This is a genomic window from Scytonema sp. NUACC21, from assembly GCF_054684315.1.
Genome location: NZ_BAAFZH010000051.1, coordinates 25,197 through 41,762 on the forward strand (window position 1 = coordinate 25,197; position 16,566 = coordinate 41,762).

Genomic DNA, 16,566 nt, shown 5'->3' on the forward strand with positions numbered 1-16,566 from the left:
GCCAATCTATACATACAACCACTTAAAAATAAATAAGGGCATCTACAAAAGATGCCCATCATGCAGGAAAACGCCAGAAAGGAGTATCCCTACATTTTCCCAACAATCAGCAACAGTGACTAACGTGGAATTAGTCACACACGAGCACAGACGTGTATATAGTTATATTATTTACTAATGCATAAATTGACATCAGTATATATACTGGAAAACTAAGGCTGTGGCTGCTTAGCGTCTATAGGGCTGTTTTGTTTGCTATAGCGGTATACAACACCGGAAAGAGCAGATAAAAACAACCAGGAAATAACACTTAATCGAAAATCAAATAGACTGACATCTACGGTATTGAATAGTACCCAGCCTGTGAATGCAACAAGGTAACTAAACAATATTGTTTTGTCTTTAGCTTCTAAATATTCTGAATTTCGCAAAAGTTGGAAACCACCAACGAATATCCAGCACAGTAAACCGCAGAAAACAAGTGTGGCGGGTACACCTGTCTCTGCAAGCAGCATCAAGAACAAGTTATGAGGATGTCCCAACCAAATGTTCATTTTTGCTTCATAAAGTAAAGTAAAATTGCGTAAACCCCAACCAGTCCAAGGACGGTCTTGAGTCATAGACAAAGCAAATTGCCATTGGGTTGCGCGGAGTAAAGCTACTGGTCTATCTGGATACAACTGGTCATTCAACCGTGCCCAAAAGAATGCAGGAACAAACTTACGGAACAATTGAGCAACAGGTGTTGGAGCAAAAGCGGCTACAAGTACGCTAGCCGCTATACCCATAACACCAGCTACAATAATGCGCCAACCCTGATACAGTGCATAAGCTAAGCAGGCGAAAAGCGCAATTGCCCAAGCATTCCGCGAGTTAGTCAAAATTAATGCCAGGAAATTTAGAGCGCTCGCCCCTGTGAGGAAGAGGAGGGAGTGAGGGAGAGAGGGAGAAAGTTTTACCTTGTCCTCCTTGTCTACCTTGTCTCTTTGTGTACTTTGTCTCCTTGTCCTCAACTGCTGATAGCTTTCTACCCACAATCCTAGTTGTAGGATGAAAACAATCATCAGATATCCAGCTAAGCTGTTGGCATACATAAATATGGAAGACATTCGACCTGGGGGTTCTCCTCCAGGTGCGATCGCCCAACCCAAAACACCTATCCAACCTTGCTCTGGTGTTGTCCATCCTAAAAACAACTGTCCCAGCCCAAGAATTATGACTGGCACAGAGGTTATTGTCAGAATCCAAGACAGTTGCCGTAATTGAGCTATGGTCTGAATCAAAGCACTGCTGGCGGCAAAAACGAGAAAGTAAGGTATGAGATTAAATAAGCCTAAGAAAGCAGCAGTTTTATCATAGGCAAAGCTCGCGCTAATGATTAGCAAAACACTCAGGAGTGCAAACCCCCTGTTGAGGGGGCGGTTAATTATTGAGCGGTAATGTTGCAACCAAGTTCTCAGTAGAACCAAAACGATCCCTATAGCCCCAAACAGGGGGCACAGTGGGAAGATAGCGATTCCTAGTTGAGCGTATTTCCAAGGTGCGAGCAAACCATAGTTAAGGTAGCGAAAAACGCTCTTCACACGAACTCCCAACATTCAGTACGAGTGAGGCGAATTTGAGCTAGTGTGAATATAGTTGGTATAATTCTGCCATAGTTAGTAGCGATTGTTCTCCATCCTAAGTCTGCAAAAAACCAAGCCCACATCATGGGTCCTAAAAAGGAAAACATACTACGAACTACACTATAACGAGCTGCACTTACAGCCATACCTTGTTTTGCCATCTGTAAAGTGACATAACTCTGAAACTGGTTAGCTGCGGCTCCGGAACCCTTCAACACGGTTTGTTTGGTAACTTCATAGGTAGCAAAGTGCATTGCAAATTGACGGGCAAATTGTTTCAGCAGCAGTGGCTGGATAACGGTGGTAACAGCTAAGGCACTTCCACCTTTAAAAAGGAGCCCTATAGGGTCTTGCTGCAATGAAAGCGGTAGGGGTTGATTGGGTTGTGATTTGGCTAGCTGACGCTGAACCTTTACTGTCAATTTTTGCTTGTCTTTTTCCGGTAATTTTTTCCACACGTGTCCAAGCAGATACAAAAATATCTCTGATTCTAAATCGACAGTCGTCAGTGTATCCAAATAAGGTATTTTTAAATACTTGCATACTTGAATCAGCACTTGCCTGTAAGTAAGCTGACGGGTACGCCCTCGCAAGACCGTCAGCCCATCGGCAGCCAAAAAGCGAAAGCGTTGCTCTAGGGAATCTATCCAAGCTTGACGACCTTTACTTTGCACTTCTATGGGCTCAGGTGTATGAACGTAGTCTAGAGGATTAAACTTACGACTAAAAAGAATTGCCGTCAAATCCTTTAATTCCTCTTCTGTTGCCAGCTCTAGCGCCGCCCTTAGTTCGTCCAATTTCCCTTCCTCCTGCCATACAGCTTTTATGTACCTTATTCTACTATTAGGATCTGGGACTCATGAGTTATCTTTGGATCGTTTGGTGTCATTTGTCCTTGGTTAGTTGTCCTTTGTCCTAGATAATTTCTAATGACCAATGACTATTGACTCATTGGTCATTGGTCATTTGTCATTGGTCATTTGTCATTAGCCTCCCTCACTCCCTCACTTCCTCCCTCACTCCCTCACTCCCTCACTCCCTCACTCCCTCACTCCCCCCCTACACTGTGCTGGCAAAAATCACTAGGATGGAGACTGGGGTCTATAAAAATTTATAATCCAAAATCTAAATCAAAAATACGAAATTGATATGACTTCGACATTACCCTCCCCAGAACCGCATCATAGTAGCCATTCGCCCCAAAGTGACATTCCTTCTTCCAACTGGGAAGAAGAACTCAACAGTGCCATTTTCACCTTTGACGATATTCAGGCGGAACTGAACTACAAACAAGCACAAACAACACTGCAAAATTTGGTAGCCCATCTTGACCTTAGACCTGAGGAAAAAGAAGGGCTGGAGATGGAAATTGCCGATTTGGAAACCATGTTGGGAAAATTGGAACGCATGGTAGTGCAAATAGCTGCTTTTGGGATGGTAGGACGGGGTAAATCCTCTCTCCTCAACGCATTGGTAGGGCAAGCAGTATTTGAAACAGGACCGTTACACGGGGTAACTCGCACGGCTCAAACAGCAAGCTGGAGTATGACTTCCGAGGCAATTGGCAGCACAGAACACGCTTTGCGAGTGACTTTACCAGGGGTGGGTCAATCTCAGGTGGAATTAATTGACACCCCCGGTTTAGATGAAGTTGATGGTGAAACCCGCGCTGCACTGGCAGAAAAGATCGCAAAACAGGCAGATTTAATTCTGTTTGTGATTTCTGGTGACATGACCAAAGTCGAACACGAAGCCCTGTCTCAGTTGCGAGAGATTGGTAAGCCTATTTTGCTGGTGTTTAACAAAGTAGACCAGTATCCACAAGCAGACCGAATGGCAATTTATCAGAAAATTCGGGATGAGAGAGTCAGAGAGTTACTTTCACCTGATGAAATTGTTATGGCAGCAGCATCCCCATTGATAAGGACGATGGTTCGTCGCCCCGATGGAACACAGGGTATCCAGTTACGTTCGGGAACTGCTCAAGTTGAAGACCTCAAGCTGAAAATTTTAGAAATTCTGCACCGTGAGGGGAAAGCCTTAGTCGCCCTCAACACAATGATTTATGCTGATAATATTAATGAGCAATTGGTGCAGCGCAAGCTGACGATTCGGGATAATGCTGCCAATCAACTGATTTGGAAGTCAGTCATGACAAAAGCGATCGCCATTGCTCTCAATCCCGTAACGGTAGTCGATTTTCTCAGTGGTGCGGCGATCGACATTGCTCTGATTGTAGGGTTATCAAAACTATACAGCATTCCCATGACAGAAACAGGAGCCGTAAACTTGTTAAAGCAAATTGCTCTTGGGATGGGTGGCATCACGGCAAGCGAATTACTAGCAAACCTTGGTTTAAGTTCTCTCAAAACTCTACTTGGTCTGTCTGCACCTGCGACAGGTGGTTTTTCCCTGGGTCCGTATTTATCGGTAGCACTCACTCAAGCTAGCGTTGCTGGTGTTTCTTCCTATGCTATAGGGCAAGTGACCAAAGCGTATTTAGCAAATGGGGCGTCATGGGGACCCAATGGGCCTAAAGCTGTGATTGGTAAAATTTTGGCAGACCTTGATGAAAGTTCAATTCTTAACCGAATTAAGGATGAATTACGCAATAAGGTAAAGGTTTACTAAAATACCATAAATACGCAATTCGCGTTCTGATAGGAGTATCCGTCCGTGCAGCCAGATTTATTAGGCTTGGAAATTAGCAAGGGAGAGCTAAGACGTTTGATTGGGTCAGACCCAGATGATGTTTTTCGACCTTCCATTATGAAAAATCGCGAGAAGCGATTAAGTTTTCTCATCAATGAAATGGTTGTAGCACTAGCACTGACACCTATTATTGTTGGTGCTATTTATGCTTTTATTATTTTGCCAATCTTAGGTTCTTCTATTCTTTTCGGTCTTATCTTATTAATTCTAGTGCCAGTTGCTGTGGTTGTTACCCGTTGGGTATGGCGGCGTTTCACCAGTCAAAAAACACTAACAACACTTTTAGATGAAGTTGATAAATATCATTCTGTTATCAAAGCAATAGATATTCACGACCAACTTACAACATCGGGAAATGACAGCAGCCTCAACGATAGAGAGAAAGTTATCGCTGCTTTACAACTGATTCGGGAAGATTTAGTCCGAGCTTTGAAAACTGAACGAATTTTGCGAGATAATAAAAAACTGCTTGCTAATAACCAAGAGTTATTTGTCACTAACGTAGAGACCTTGCACGCAACGTCTTTACAAATTAGCTCTCAAGCTGGCGAATACGCTCAAATCCTAAATCAATCATTGCAGATTGCCATTGATGTGCAAGCAGAGATAAGAAAATTGCAGTCTCCCCCGTAACACAAAGATGAGCACCAAACCAAAAATAATTGTCCTGGATGACGACCCCACAGGTTCTCAAACAGTCCACAGTTGCTTGCTGCTAATGCGTTGGGATGTGGATACCTTACGCTTGGGGTTGCAGGATGATTCACCGATCTTCTTTGTGCTAACTAACACAAGGGCGCTTCCTCCAGATAAAGCAGCATCTGTCACCAAAGAAGTTTGTCGTAACCTCAAGCAGGCAATAGAAGCTGAAGGAATTCACGATTTTCTTGTCGTCAGCCGTTCTGATTCTACCTTGCGGGGACATTACCCGATTGAAACCGATGCGATCGCACAAGAACTCGGTCCGTTTGATGCTCATTTTCTTGTACCGGCATTTTTTGAGGGTGGGCGTATTACTCGTGATAGCGTGCATTACTTGATAATTGATGGTGTTCCAACCCCAGTACATGAAACTGAGTTTGCCCGTGATTCAGTCTTTGGCTACCATCACAGTTATTTGCCAAAGTATGTGGAAGAAAAAACCCAAGGACGCATCAGTGCTGATTCTGTAGAGCGATTTTTACTAGCGGATATTCGTACTGGAAGTTGGGAACGCTTAAAGAAACTTAATAACAATCAGTGTGCTGTTGTGGATGGAGAAACTCAAGCAGACCTCAACAGCTTTGCACAAGACGTTCTAGCCGCCGCCAGTGAGGGAAAGCGATTTTTGTTTCGCAGCGCTGCCAGCATCTTAACAGCTTTAGCAGCATTGCCGCCCCAACCCATTGCTGCAGAAAACATGGCACAGTATGTTAGAGGAGGTAAACCTGGTGCGGTGATAGTAGGTTCCCATGTTCGGAAGACAACCGAACAGCTGAAAATGCTATTGCAAGAAGAGGGAACAACTGGTATAGAAGTAGATGTTAAACAGTTGGTTGAGAAGAGCCCAAATGAATCTATTACACTTACACTACTAACCGAGGTGTTGGAAAGTGTCCGAACAGTACACGATGCTGGTAAAACACCAGTGATTTATACAAGTCGTACAGAACTGTCTTTTCAGGATGTAGAAACCAGATTGCAGTTTGGGATAAAGGTTTCAGGTTTATTGATGGATATTGTGCGGGGTCTACCATCAGATATCGGATTTTTAATTAGCAAGGGTGGCATTACTTCAAATGACGTTTTAAGTACTGGTTTGGCTTTGACCTCAGCCCGATTGCTCGGTCAAATCCTGGCTGGTTGTTCAATGGTAAAAACTCCATCAAATCACCCCCAGTTTCCCAATTTACCAGTGGTCTTATTTCCTGGAAATGTTGGCGATGCTCATGCTCTAGCCACTGTTTACCAAAGGTTAAGTAAAATGACTCAATCGTAAAGATTAACTTTTAATAAAATTTTTGCCAAAAGCAACTCACCTACTATAGGTAATTGCAGGGTTTGGTACTTTGGTAACTTTTGCATGACGTCTAATTCTGCTTTACCAAATTTACAATCAACAAAAGCCTTGACTGATGTAGAGGCTGTTTCTGCCCTATCTGATGTAAAGTCGATGTCTAGCTACTCTAATGCAGATGAAAATCCCGTCCTCCCAGAATCTGAAGTAAAATCTGTTCTCGTTTATTTAAAGTCAAACCCCATTGTTGATGCGGAGTTAAATTCTGTGGTTTCCGATGAAAACTCTCATCCTGCCGATGTAAATGCGGAATTAAATTCTATTGTTTCTCATCAAGACTCACCACAACAGGTTGTGAATGCGGAGTTAACTTCTGTGGCTTTCGATGTAGAACCAAATGCAGTCGTTCCTGAGATAGAGTCACATCTTTCACTTTCCACTGTGGAGTCAAATTTTGTCGTTCCCAGTGTAGAGTCAAATCCTGGCTCAGTTAATTTAGAATTGGATGGTTCACCTACCCTAGAAAATACGGTGGTGAATCAAAATATCCAAGTTCAGCTCAAAAGTGAGAAAGACAGACTCGTATTGGTTCTGCCAACAGAATCCCAAGCCTCTTCCTCAACATACAGCTGGTCGGATATTTGGCAACAAATGAAGTTGCGGCTTTTAGCTTGCGATCGCTCTTTCGCACCCAATACAAAAGTACACCTATTAGCACAAGACCGTTTGTTAGACGGGAGGCAACTCCAAGAACTGGCTGAGATTTTAAATCAATTCCAAGTTCATCTTAAGTCCGTAACTACGAGTCGTCGCCAAACTGCCATTGCAGCTGCAACCGCTGGCTATTCTGTAGAACAAGTACAGCCGCAAAAAACTCTTGCCTCCGAACCCAAACCTACCAAACCACCTTTAGCAGAACCTCTGTATTTAGAAAAAACATTGCGTTCTGGAGAGGAAATTCGCCATCCCGGTCATATTATTCTTTTAGGAGATTTAAATCCGGGTGGTAACGTAGTAGCAGATGGAGATATTCTAGTTTGGGGTCGTCTGCGTGGAATCGCTCATGCAGGTGCGAGTGGAAATCGAAATTGTATGATTATGGCTTTGCAAATGGAACCCACCCAACTGCGGATAGCTGATGCAGTGGCTAGGGCACCCGAAAAAACTCCGATGCAGTTTCATCCTGAGGTGGCTTACATCACTCCACAGGGAATTCGCATCGCTAGGGCAGCCGATTTTTCTAAAATATTATTAAGTAGATTGAATCAAAATCAGGATGAGGAATAAAAACAGGATCGAGGATAGAGTATCAAGCAAGCAGTAAGCTAGACTTAACTTCATACTTTATCCTTCATACTTTTTTGTTGTATATTCTTAATCACTAATCGCGCCAAGTTGCCTGCTTTACCTCCCACGAATAAAATCTGTGGGTTTCTAAGCGAGATATCTTATGACTCGAATTATTGTCGTTACCTCTGGCAAAGGAGGTGTGGGTAAAACCACGATAACAGCAAATCTAGGGATGGCGTTAGCCAAAATGGGGCGTCAAGTTGCTTTGGTTGACGCGGATTTTGGTCTGAGAAATTTGGATTTGCTACTGGGGCTGGAAAACCGTATAGTCTACACTGCGGTAGAAGTTTTGGCTAGAGAGTGTCGCCTGGAGCAAGCTTTAGTCAAAGATAAGAGGCAACCCAATCTAGTCCTGTTACCAGCAGCACAAAATCGCACCAAGGACGCGGTCACTCCCGACCAAATGAAGCTTTTGGTAAATGCGCTGGCACAAAAGTACGAATATGTTTTAATTGATAGCCCAGCAGGAATCGAAATGGGGTTTAAAAATGCGATATAAAATCAAATTATGAACCCCGTAGGTTGGGTTGAGGAACGAAACCCAACATAAAATCAAATTATGAACCCCGTAGGTTGGGTTGAGGAACGAAACCCAACATAAAATCAAATTATGAACCCCGTAGATTGGCTGTTATAATATCATAGACATCAATCGTTGCAACTCAACAAAAATATAGCAACAAACCGCGATCGCATTACCATAACATAAACCAAAACCGTCTCTTCAAAAACCAGATTTGGTAGAACCAATTCAGAGCTTAATTTAAAGTCTCAATAGGAACAAGTATGCAGTCTTCTTTAAGTGAAACGACTCATCAATGGCTAATAGCGAAAGGCTACGCTCATCAAGATTTAAATTGCCGGGGTGAGAATGGTGATACAGCATTAATGAAAGCGACCAGAGAAGGTATCGACTCAGTTGTGAGGGAACTGATTGATGCTGGTGCTGATGTGAATGCTAGAAACAATGACGGGAACAATGCCCTATGGTTTGCTTGTTTTGGCAATCATTATCAATTAATTGATGTGTTGCTAGCTGCCAATATTGATATTAACAACCAAAATGATAATGGTGCTACCGTGCTAATGTATGCAGCATCAGCAGGTAAGACAGAAGTCGCCCAGTTACTCCTTAAGCATAACCCCAATCTAGAGTTGAAGAACTTAGATGATTTTAAAGCAATAGACTTTGCAAGTAATGTAGACGTTTTAAGAATACTAAAAAATGCAAGCAGGCAAGAAAGTAGGTAAAAATTATCACGACGCTACAAAACATTCATACCTCTCCGTCCTGACTAATCCAAACTATGTGGATGCATCTACCCAACCTTCCGCGTTTAAATTGTATCCAAGGTTTTACAGGCGACTGGCACTGGATGTTCATAATCCGATTCATTCATTTATTTGGTTAACAAGTGCCATAACATTTGAGAAAAGTTATCAAGATGGTTCCTACAAGCTGCGAGTCAACCCATCAGCAGGGGCGCTTTATCCTAGCGAGGTTTATGTCCAAATTCGCGGAATAAAAGGGATAGTTGACGGGATATACCATCTAGAAGTTGCAAATAATTGTCTAACTCTTATTTATGAATTGATTGATGATGGATTAGAAAGTTATATTTCACCCAATAATAGTATCAACGGATTCATTTTTTTAATAAGTTGCGTTTATTATAGGTCTAGTTGGAAATATCAAGACAGGAGTGTGAGGTACTGCTTTCTGGATAGCGGTCATCATCTAGGTGCTATTGCAGCTTCAGCTTACTTTCACGATCGCGATATCCAACTCGTTTTTGATTTTGATAAACTCGCTCTCAATGCTGATTTGGGTTTTGAGAATAAAGAGTTTATCACAGCTTGCGCCATTTCTGGTGAGTTCCAAGCAAAAAAGGTCAGACGCCTCAGGCTGAAAGTTCCTTTTGTCTGCGGAACCGATTATTTTGAAGCCAATAAATTTATTGAAGATGGCTATATAGAAACTGCTTCGCAGGCAAGTTCTCAAAAGCAACTCGAGCATCCGCAGTTTAACTTTGACAAGGAAAGGTTTTTCCAAACTGTTCGGAACAGGCGTTCAATCAGGCGTTTTCACCAACAACCTATCTCTGCACATATTTTTTGTAGTATCTTGCAGGAAGTTGAAAAAGCAGTACCAACAGAAAATTTTGAGGAGATAGAAATTTACTCTGTGATTCACAAAGTAAAAGGCATATCGCCGGGGTTATATAACCGAAAGCGCCTGATTAAAGCAGGTCATTTTAGTGACAGGGTAGGATATTTGTGTGTGAATCAAGCCCTTGCCAAAGAGAGTGCTGTAACTTTGTTTTTTGTATCCGATTACAGGAATTATCAAACTGCGATGCAAATTGCTGGTTTTTTAGGACAAAGGGTATATTTATTCAGTAATTACTGGGGTGTTCAATGTAGTGGTATTGGCGCTTTCTATGATGATGAAACTAGGGATTTTCTAGAAACACAGAAAGACGTTCTTTACGCATTGGTAATTGGTATATAGATGGAGCAATCAAGGGACAAGGAAGATGAAGAGAAAGCATTTCTTTCACGAGGAAGATTCACACCCTATCCAATTAACATCGGCAGATATTATTTTACGCCAGCAACTGGAGTATTCTATTAGCAGATACTTTTATGAAGGGTGCGATCGCAACATTCAAGATTTACTATCTACTTGTAGATGGTATGTTACCTATTATGAAGCTGCTTTGACTTTAGTCATCGAATGTCCGGACCAAATCACCAACTGGCGTATCCTGCAAAAACTGGCGACGATGGCAGAATTACTGCACAAACTTATTACTAGTGCTAGAATTCGCGTTTGCCCGCCAAAAGGTCAGGGAATGCCCTTTGAAATGAGAGTCGATGAATTGTCTGTTTACCGAAATATGGCGTAGGGGCTGTTAATAGTTAATAGTTAGTAGTTAGTAGTTAGTAGCTACCACTAACCAATAACCACTAACTTAGTTAGAAATTGTAGCCAATGCCCAGTACAAGCCCTACGTCGGTATCGTCCAGAAAAGCTGCATTGACAGAACCGGTTAATGTAAATCGAGTTCCTAAAGGCACGTCCACACCACCAGAGAGGAGGAAACCAAAGTCCGCATCGTCACTCACTTCAATGGCTACACCAGCACCTATGTAAGGAGCGATACTAAATCCGCCAGCTGCCGGTCGCTGGGTAAGGTCGAAGGTGATGGGAACGAGAACGACAGGATCGTCTCCAATGACAGCAGAAGGTCGCACTGATAGAAATCGTGTGAGCCCAATTTTGCTGACAACTGCAAAGTTACCTTCAGCAAGGGCTGAATCACCACCCAAACCAATATTGCCACCAACCCCAATGTAACTAGAGACACCACGAGTTGCTCTTCCTGGGGTAATACCATCACCATCATTTTGCGGCTTTTGATTTAGACTGATATTGGGGGGCAAGAGAACTTGGTTAATAGGATAAATAACACCGTTGCTTGCTTTGATACCTGACTGAATTACGGTCGCATTGTTAACGGAAACTTGATTGGTACTGGTATTAACCTTGACGTTTAAAGATTGACCCTCAGCAGTTTGTATAGTTCCAGCCCTAAGGTCATTAGTCGTAATCTGACTGGGAACCACATGATATCTCAGAATCCTAATCAGTGTTTCTCTGTTTTCCGGCTGTTGCAACCGTTGTAAAGTTGCTTGAGGCACAGCAGCAAATGCCTCATCTGTTGGAGCAAAAACAGTGAAAGGACCTTGTTGTTGTAAGGCGCTTGTTAAACCTGCTGCCTGCAATAAAGAGGTCAGGGTTGTAAAAGAACCACTAGACCCAGCAATGGACACAATATCTTGATTGGTTTGAGTATCAGTAGCGCTTCTACCTACAATATAACCAGCTGCGGCCACATTGCCAGGAAGGGGTTGCAGTTGTCCCAGCCTCACTAAAGCCTGATATAAATGTGCTGCCGCTTCCGCACGAGTTAAAGGCACAAGGGGATTGAGCACATTGACATTGGGATAGTTAACTACAAGATTGGCTTGTGTTGCACCTGCCACAGTATTTACGGCATAACCTGGAATAGCACTGGCATCTGTATAGTAGGTTGTCAGAATCTCGGTAGTATTACCGCTAGCAGTCAAACCCAGACCGCTTGCTAAAGAAACAATTGCCTGTACCTTAGGAATTCGCTCATTGGGTAAAAATCGGTTATTTGGGTAACCTGACATAAATCCAGTTTCATAAGCTTCCTGAATTGCAGAAGCTGCCCAGTAGCTAGAAGGAACATCCCTAAATCCACCAGGGCTTAACTGTCGGACTTGATTCTGGTTAAAAGCTTTTTGAATCATTGCTGCGAATTCAGCACGAGTCACTGCTTGGTCTGGTCTGTAGGTACCGTCAGGAAAGCCAACAATTACATTTCTTGCAGCTAGGGCTTGAATAAACGGCTGTGCCCAGTAATTCGAGCCAACATCTGGAAAGCTAGTTCCCTGAGATTGAGCTGTAGTTGGAGCAGTAACTTGAGCTGAAACTGGAGCTGAAATCAACTTGGGGCTGACTGTGGCAGCTGTTGCTCCCAGCGCGATCGCTACTGTACTTACTGTTATCCAACGAAATCTACTATACATAATTTTATAGAGCCACTTTACAACGATAACGGTAAAAAATGCACCAATATGCTTGTTCTTCTCAAAAAAGAGAATTACTGTGACAAATTCTTTACTTAGCTTGATATAGCTGTTTCAGAAGCTACAAAGCATCTATCTTAAGCAAGGATTAGTTAGTTACAAGTGATATTTATTTCATCACCTGACTGATTCCCAAAAATCTCTCTTCCGGCGACTAGAAATTCATCCTTTGAATAGGTGCTATATCGCGTACTGTTCCAGCTATTTTGGTTTACTAAGTTATATAAATTACCCGTGAGTACTGTTCCAGTATTTTTGAACCAGCTGCTCATACAATGCGACAAGCCTCACATATACGTTTGTAGCATCTAGGTGCATCTCTACAGCTTGCGTGAACAAAATCAGGGCTTGGGTATTCGATCCTTTTAAAGTTATAATTGCTACATTAAGCTGTGAAATTTGTATGGAAATCTGTAAAAATTTAGAGTACTCTTCAATAAACTCGACGTATTGAGGAGAAACGTCCGAAATATCCTGACAGCTAAAACACATAAATAATTTTGGGAAAAAAGATAGTTACAAAGTAACTATCTTTTTTCCTAAGAACATCTTTCCCTGGCATCAGTAAATATTAATTCTTAGTGTAAATATGGCTACAATTAACCTCCCCTGCCCTAACGAACACCCTCCCCTTACTAGACGAGTTGGGTGAACCGAACCAGCAACCTATCGGCATCAACTTGATGCAGTTGACAATCGCATCGGATGAAGCGATGGCGGAGCAAGCTCGTTTATTGATTGAGCGGGTACAATTTGAAGAAACAGGTACACTGGCAAAAGACGAAATAATAGATATCATAACTACCATTGCCGTTTACAAGTTTTCGTCTTTGAGTAGAGAGGAAGTGGAAACTATGCTAGGACTGAATTTAGAGCAAAGTAGGATTTATCAGGAAGCGAAAGCATTTATGTCGGGAAGAACAGAAAGCTGAAATGCTGAAAGTCACTGTACCCCTGTTACTAAAAACAGGGATGAGCGTAGAGCAAATTGCTCAAGAACTTAATGTGGATTTAGAAGCTGTCCAGCAAGCTGCTAAAAATAATTCGTAAAAGTCAGCGCACAATTTGACTACTGACATGGTGATGCCAAAAGCAGCCAATTTTATTAGAACTAATGCACAACTGTTCGTCTTGTGAGGTGGGCATTTTTGCCCGCCCAGTTGAGAGGACAGGTCAAAAGCCCGTTGTTTATAGTTCATGAACCCTTTAAACGTTCTGATGGATAATTACCATGACTTCTTCAAAAACTAGGTCAGCAGAATATTTGACAGCAGAACTCAACTCAAAACCAAAATCTAAATTTTCTGCTTCTATTAAATAGACTGTCACTTCTTCAGGAAAGTCTTCTTTAAAAATTTTTCTACCTGCTGCAAGTGCATTATCCCAGCGAAAAGCGTGTAAGTTATAGCTGGCTTCTGGTAAATGCATTAGCAGCGTATTTGATCATCTCAGCGGAACTGATGTCAGTCACAACTACAGGCACTGAGGGTAAAGATGGGTCAGCAGCGAACTTTCGTTCCACAATGGGGGCATAAAGTTCTTTCATCATGGCGATCGCTTTCGGGTTATTGCCACCAAGTACAATTCGATCGGGATTAAAAGTATCATACACTGCTGACCCCTCGCGCAAGAACTCGGGATTGCTCACCACATCAAAGGCAGGTAACTTCTCTAAAACCGCCTGAGAACTGCCAGTACCACCCGCTGTAACCAGTACTTTTTGACGTTCTGCAATGCCATCCAGAACAATCATCCGCACCCAGTCACCGGAGCCAATAGGCACCGTAGATTTATTGACAATAACCTTATAGCCTCCGTTCAAATGTGTACCAATGCCGCGAGCAACAGCTTCCACATAACGAGTATCGCTTTCACCTGTGGGTAAAGGAGGTGTCCCTACCGCAATGAACAGAATTTCCCCGTGAGTCACTCCTAAGCCCATATCCGTAGTGAACTCAATGTTCCCAGACTGAATCGCTGATTGCATAATTTCTGAAAGACCGGGCTCGAAAATTGGAGCTTGACCAGCTTTCATTAACTTCACTTTTTCTTCATTGTTATCCACGCAGATAACTTGATGCCCAATATGTGCTAAACAAGCACCCGTTACCAAGCCAACGTAACCAGTACCAATGACACAAACGCGCATATTATTTTTATCCTCTAGAATTTTTACTTCACTAATTAACTAACAGCAGACACTTGCTTCTTTTGCTATGCGAGTCCGGAAATTTTCTACTGTTAGTTTTAACCCTTCTTTCAAGGGAACCTTAGGTTCCCAGTTGAGATAAGTTCTTGCTCTTGTAATATCAGGGCGACGGCGGCGCGGATCGTCTTGAGGCAGTGATTTAAAATTAATCTCCGCCTTGGGATTCACTAACTTTTGAACAGTAGTAGCCAGTTGTAGAATAGTGTATTCTTCAGGATTTCCTAAATTAACAGGACCAACGCGATCGCTGTTCATCAACCGCATTAGCCCTTCCACTAAATCTGAAACATAGCAGAAACTGCGGGTCTGGGAACCATCACCATACACGGTCAAAGGGATGTCACGCAATGCTTGAGTGACAAAATTACTAACCACTCGACCATCGTTTTCTAGCATTCTCGGACCATAGGTATTGAAGATTCGAGCAACCCGAATTGCCACATCGTTTTGTCGGTGATAGTCAAAAGCGAGAGTTTCAGCGATCCGTTTCCCTTCGTCGTAACACGAGCGAATTCCAATAGAATTGACGTTACCCCAGTATTCCTCTGATTGGGGGTGAACTTCTGGGTCGCCGTAGACTTCCGATGTTGAAGCTAGAAGGAATCGAGCTTTTACACGCTTAGCCAGCCCTAACATATTCAGCGTCCCCATCACGTTAGTTTTAACGGTTTTGACTGGGTTGTACTGGTAGTGTACCGGAGAAGCGGGACAAGCAAGGTGATAAATTTGATCGACTTCTAATCGAATGGGTTCAGTAATATCATGACGAATGAGTTCAAAGTATGGATGCTCCATCCACTTCAGGATGTTTTCTTTGTGACCTGTATAGAAGTTATCCACGCAAATAACTTCGTGTCCCTCTACCATCAGTCGGTCGATGAGATGAGAACCAATAAATCCAGCACCACCGGTAACTAATATTCTCATAAACACCTTTTATAATTAACTAGACTGGTCTTGCAAAATGCGGCGTCTCTGGGTTGCTCCTGTTGTTTTTAAAGCCAGAGCCTCAATTTGGCTGTAAAGAGACTGGGGTAGCAGCAACAAGAAATAAGCAGCTCCTAAGGTCAGAAGAGTTCGGCGCGGTTCTTTAACAAGAATGCGCCAGTTGGTTGCTAAAGCCCGATTAACTAGTTGTACAGCCATTGCACTATCTTGCAAGGTGACTGCCCTGCGGGCTAAATACCTCAACTGATAAGCTCTAGCTAGTGTTGCCCATTGATTAACTATTTCCGGAGCGTATAAGCGTGCCCTACTCAGCATCAATTCCCAAGAATCTAACTGCTTGAGCAAGTTTGCTGATAGCCCGCCTGAATTTACTCGATATAAGGTCAGGGCTTCAGGAATACCCTCTATTTTCAGGTCGCTCTTCACAGACATGCGAAACCAACATTCAACATCTGTTGAGTCAGCATTGGTATGGCGCGATCGCTCATCAAAGTAAAAATCCTCAACAATACCGTAAAGGTTGTCTTGGAATTTAATTGCTTCAAAAACTTCCCTGCGAATCACAGCTGCCGAACCGTTGCTAATTGGATTTCGGCAAAGGACGATTGCTGGAGTAATTCCCGAAATCTGAGGCATTTGATAAATACCTAAAGGTTTTCCATCGTCATCGATAAAAGCAGAGCGGCTAAAGCTAACTCCTACCCCAGGTGAATTTTCCAAGTGCTGAAGGTGTTTTTCTAGTTTTTCTGGCAACCAAAGATCGTCTGCATCCAGAAGGGTCAAATAATCGCCTTTGGCATGGCGGATACCAGTGTTCCTGGCTCCAGGTAATCCCCGATTCTTTTGACGAATAATCCGAATTCTAGGGTCTGTAAATTGCTGGCAAATTTCTATACTTCGGTCAGGGGAACCATCGTCAATAATCAAAATTTCAATATTTTTGTAAGTTTGGTCAAGAGCAGATTGTACTGTCGCAGCAATATATTTTTCTGCTTTGTAGACTGGTATGATAACAGAGACTGTTTTCATTTTAACAAGCACCTTTT

Annotated in this window: 13 protein-coding genes and 3 pseudogenes; 9 read left to right on the forward strand and 7 right to left on the reverse strand. The window is 42.7% G+C overall.

The features are described 5' to 3' along the window. Positions 1-212 precede the first annotated feature (212 nt). Positions 213-1,598, reverse strand: a complete 1,386-nt coding sequence (locus tag ACYRY3_RS06815) for an O-antigen ligase family protein (protein WP_460200942.1) — start codon at positions 1,596-1,598, stop codon at positions 213-215. Next, entirely contained in the window at positions 1,580-2,422 is an 843-nt protein-coding gene (locus tag ACYRY3_RS06820; protein ID WP_460200943.1) for a YaaW family protein, read from the reverse strand. Before ACYRY3_RS06820 ends, ACYRY3_RS06815 begins: the two co-directional genes overlap by 19 nt. A gap of 352 nt (positions 2,423-2,774) precedes the next feature. Here ACYRY3_RS06820 and ACYRY3_RS06825 point away from each other — a divergent pair, with 352 nt between their 5' ends. The 8 genes and pseudogenes from ACYRY3_RS06825 (at position 2,775) to ACYRY3_RS06860 (ending at position 10,592) form a co-directional block, all read left to right on the forward strand. After that, a complete protein-coding gene (locus ACYRY3_RS06825; protein ID WP_460200944.1) occupies positions 2,775-4,256 on the forward strand; it encodes a GTP-binding protein in 1,482 nt (493 codons plus the stop codon). Between the two features lie 45 nt (positions 4,257-4,301). Next, positions 4,302-4,970 (forward strand): hypothetical protein, encoded by a 669-nt coding sequence (locus ACYRY3_RS06830; RefSeq protein WP_460200945.1) that lies wholly within the window; start codon positions 4,302-4,304, stop codon positions 4,968-4,970. 7 nt (positions 4,971-4,977) lie between these two features. After that, positions 4,978-6,315, forward strand: coding sequence for a four-carbon acid sugar kinase family protein (locus tag ACYRY3_RS06835; RefSeq protein WP_460200946.1), 1,338 nt, complete (start codon positions 4,978-4,980; stop codon positions 6,313-6,315). An 84-nt stretch (positions 6,316-6,399) separates the two neighbouring features. After that, complete coding sequence (gene minC, locus ACYRY3_RS06840; protein WP_460200947.1) at positions 6,400-7,620, forward strand: septum site-determining protein MinC; 1,221 nt, start codon at positions 6,400-6,402, stop codon at positions 7,618-7,620. A gap of 163 nt (positions 7,621-7,783) precedes the next feature. After that, positions 7,784-8,179 (forward strand): annotated as a pseudogene (minD, locus tag ACYRY3_RS06845) (septum site-determining protein MinD); the annotation flags it as partial. Positions 8,180-8,469: 290 nt separating this feature from the next. Then, a complete protein-coding gene (locus tag ACYRY3_RS06850; protein ID WP_460200948.1) occupies positions 8,470-8,934 on the forward strand; it encodes an ankyrin repeat domain-containing protein in 465 nt (154 codons plus the stop codon). Continuing rightward, entirely contained in the window at positions 8,909-10,195 is a 1,287-nt protein-coding gene (locus ACYRY3_RS06855; RefSeq protein ID WP_460200950.1) for a nitroreductase family protein, read from the forward strand. The genes ACYRY3_RS06850 and ACYRY3_RS06855 overlap by 26 nt, the downstream gene beginning before the upstream one ends. A gap of 25 nt (positions 10,196-10,220) precedes the next feature. Next, complete coding sequence (locus ACYRY3_RS06860) at positions 10,221-10,592, forward strand: hypothetical protein (protein ID WP_460200952.1); 372 nt, start codon at positions 10,221-10,223, stop codon at positions 10,590-10,592. 70 nt (positions 10,593-10,662) lie between these two features. On the opposite strand, the gene ACYRY3_RS06865 is transcribed toward ACYRY3_RS06860, so the two are convergent. Continuing rightward, positions 10,663-12,303: a fasciclin domain-containing protein gene (locus ACYRY3_RS06865; RefSeq protein ID WP_460200954.1), complete on the reverse strand. Its 1,641-nt coding sequence runs from the start codon at positions 12,301-12,303 to the stop codon at positions 10,663-10,665. Between the two features lie 704 nt (positions 12,304-13,007). Here ACYRY3_RS06865 and ACYRY3_RS06870 point away from each other — a divergent pair. Further along, positions 13,008-13,295 (forward strand): DUF2887 domain-containing protein, encoded by a 288-nt coding sequence (locus ACYRY3_RS06870; RefSeq protein WP_460200955.1) that lies wholly within the window; start codon positions 13,008-13,010, stop codon positions 13,293-13,295. Between the two features lie 274 nt (positions 13,296-13,569). On the opposite strand, the pseudogene ACYRY3_RS06875 reads toward ACYRY3_RS06870, so the two are convergent. The 4 genes and pseudogenes from ACYRY3_RS06875 to ACYRY3_RS06890 all read right to left on the reverse strand — a co-directional run. After that, positions 13,570-13,785, reverse strand: a pseudogene (locus tag ACYRY3_RS06875) (hydrogenase maturation protease); the annotation flags it as partial. After that, positions 13,769-14,512, reverse strand: a pseudogene (locus ACYRY3_RS06880) (nucleotide sugar dehydrogenase); the annotation flags it as partial. The pseudogenes ACYRY3_RS06880 and ACYRY3_RS06875, both read right to left, overlap by 17 nt. A 39-nt stretch (positions 14,513-14,551) precedes the next feature. Then, the gene (locus tag ACYRY3_RS06885) at positions 14,552-15,499 is read right to left on the reverse strand and encodes a UDP-glucuronic acid decarboxylase family protein (RefSeq protein WP_460200957.1); all 948 of its coding nucleotides are present in this window, start codon (positions 15,497-15,499) and stop codon (positions 14,552-14,554) included. A 15-nt stretch (positions 15,500-15,514) separates the two neighbouring features. Then, positions 15,515-16,549 carry a glycosyltransferase family 2 protein gene (locus tag ACYRY3_RS06890; protein ID WP_460200959.1) on the reverse strand — a complete coding sequence of 345 codons (1,035 nt, stop codon included), beginning with the start codon at positions 16,547-16,549 and terminating at the stop codon, positions 15,515-15,517. Between the last annotated feature and the right edge of the window lie 17 nt (positions 16,550-16,566).

Bases quoted from the DNA above. Each gene is read 5' to 3' on its own strand.
- minC (WP_460200947.1), top strand. From the start codon at position 6,400: ATGACGTCTAATTCTGCTTTACCAAATTTACAATCAACAAAAGCCTTG.
- ACYRY3_RS06835 (WP_460200946.1), top strand. From the start codon at position 4,978: ATGAGCACCAAACCAAAAATAATTGTCCTGGATGACGACCCCACAGGT.
- ACYRY3_RS06855 (WP_460200950.1), top strand. From the start codon at position 8,909: ATGCAAGCAGGCAAGAAAGTAGGTAAAAATTATCACGACGCTACAAAA.
- ACYRY3_RS06890 (WP_460200959.1), bottom strand. From the start codon at position 16,549: ATGAAAACAGTCTCTGTTATCATACCAGTCTACAAAGCAGAAAAATAT.
- ACYRY3_RS06885 (WP_460200957.1), bottom strand. From the start codon at position 15,499: ATGAGAATATTAGTTACCGGTGGTGCTGGATTTATTGGTTCTCATCTC.
- ACYRY3_RS06825 (WP_460200944.1), top strand. From the start codon at position 2,775: ATGACTTCGACATTACCCTCCCCAGAACCGCATCATAGTAGCCATTCG.
- ACYRY3_RS06815 (WP_460200942.1), bottom strand. From the start codon at position 1,598: ATGTTGGGAGTTCGTGTGAAGAGCGTTTTTCGCTACCTTAACTATGGT.
- ACYRY3_RS06865 (WP_460200954.1), bottom strand. From the start codon at position 12,303: ATGTATAGTAGATTTCGTTGGATAACAGTAAGTACAGTAGCGATCGCG.
- ACYRY3_RS06850 (WP_460200948.1), top strand. From the start codon at position 8,470: ATGCAGTCTTCTTTAAGTGAAACGACTCATCAATGGCTAATAGCGAAA.
- ACYRY3_RS06860 (WP_460200952.1), top strand. From the start codon at position 10,221: ATGAAGAGAAAGCATTTCTTTCACGAGGAAGATTCACACCCTATCCAA.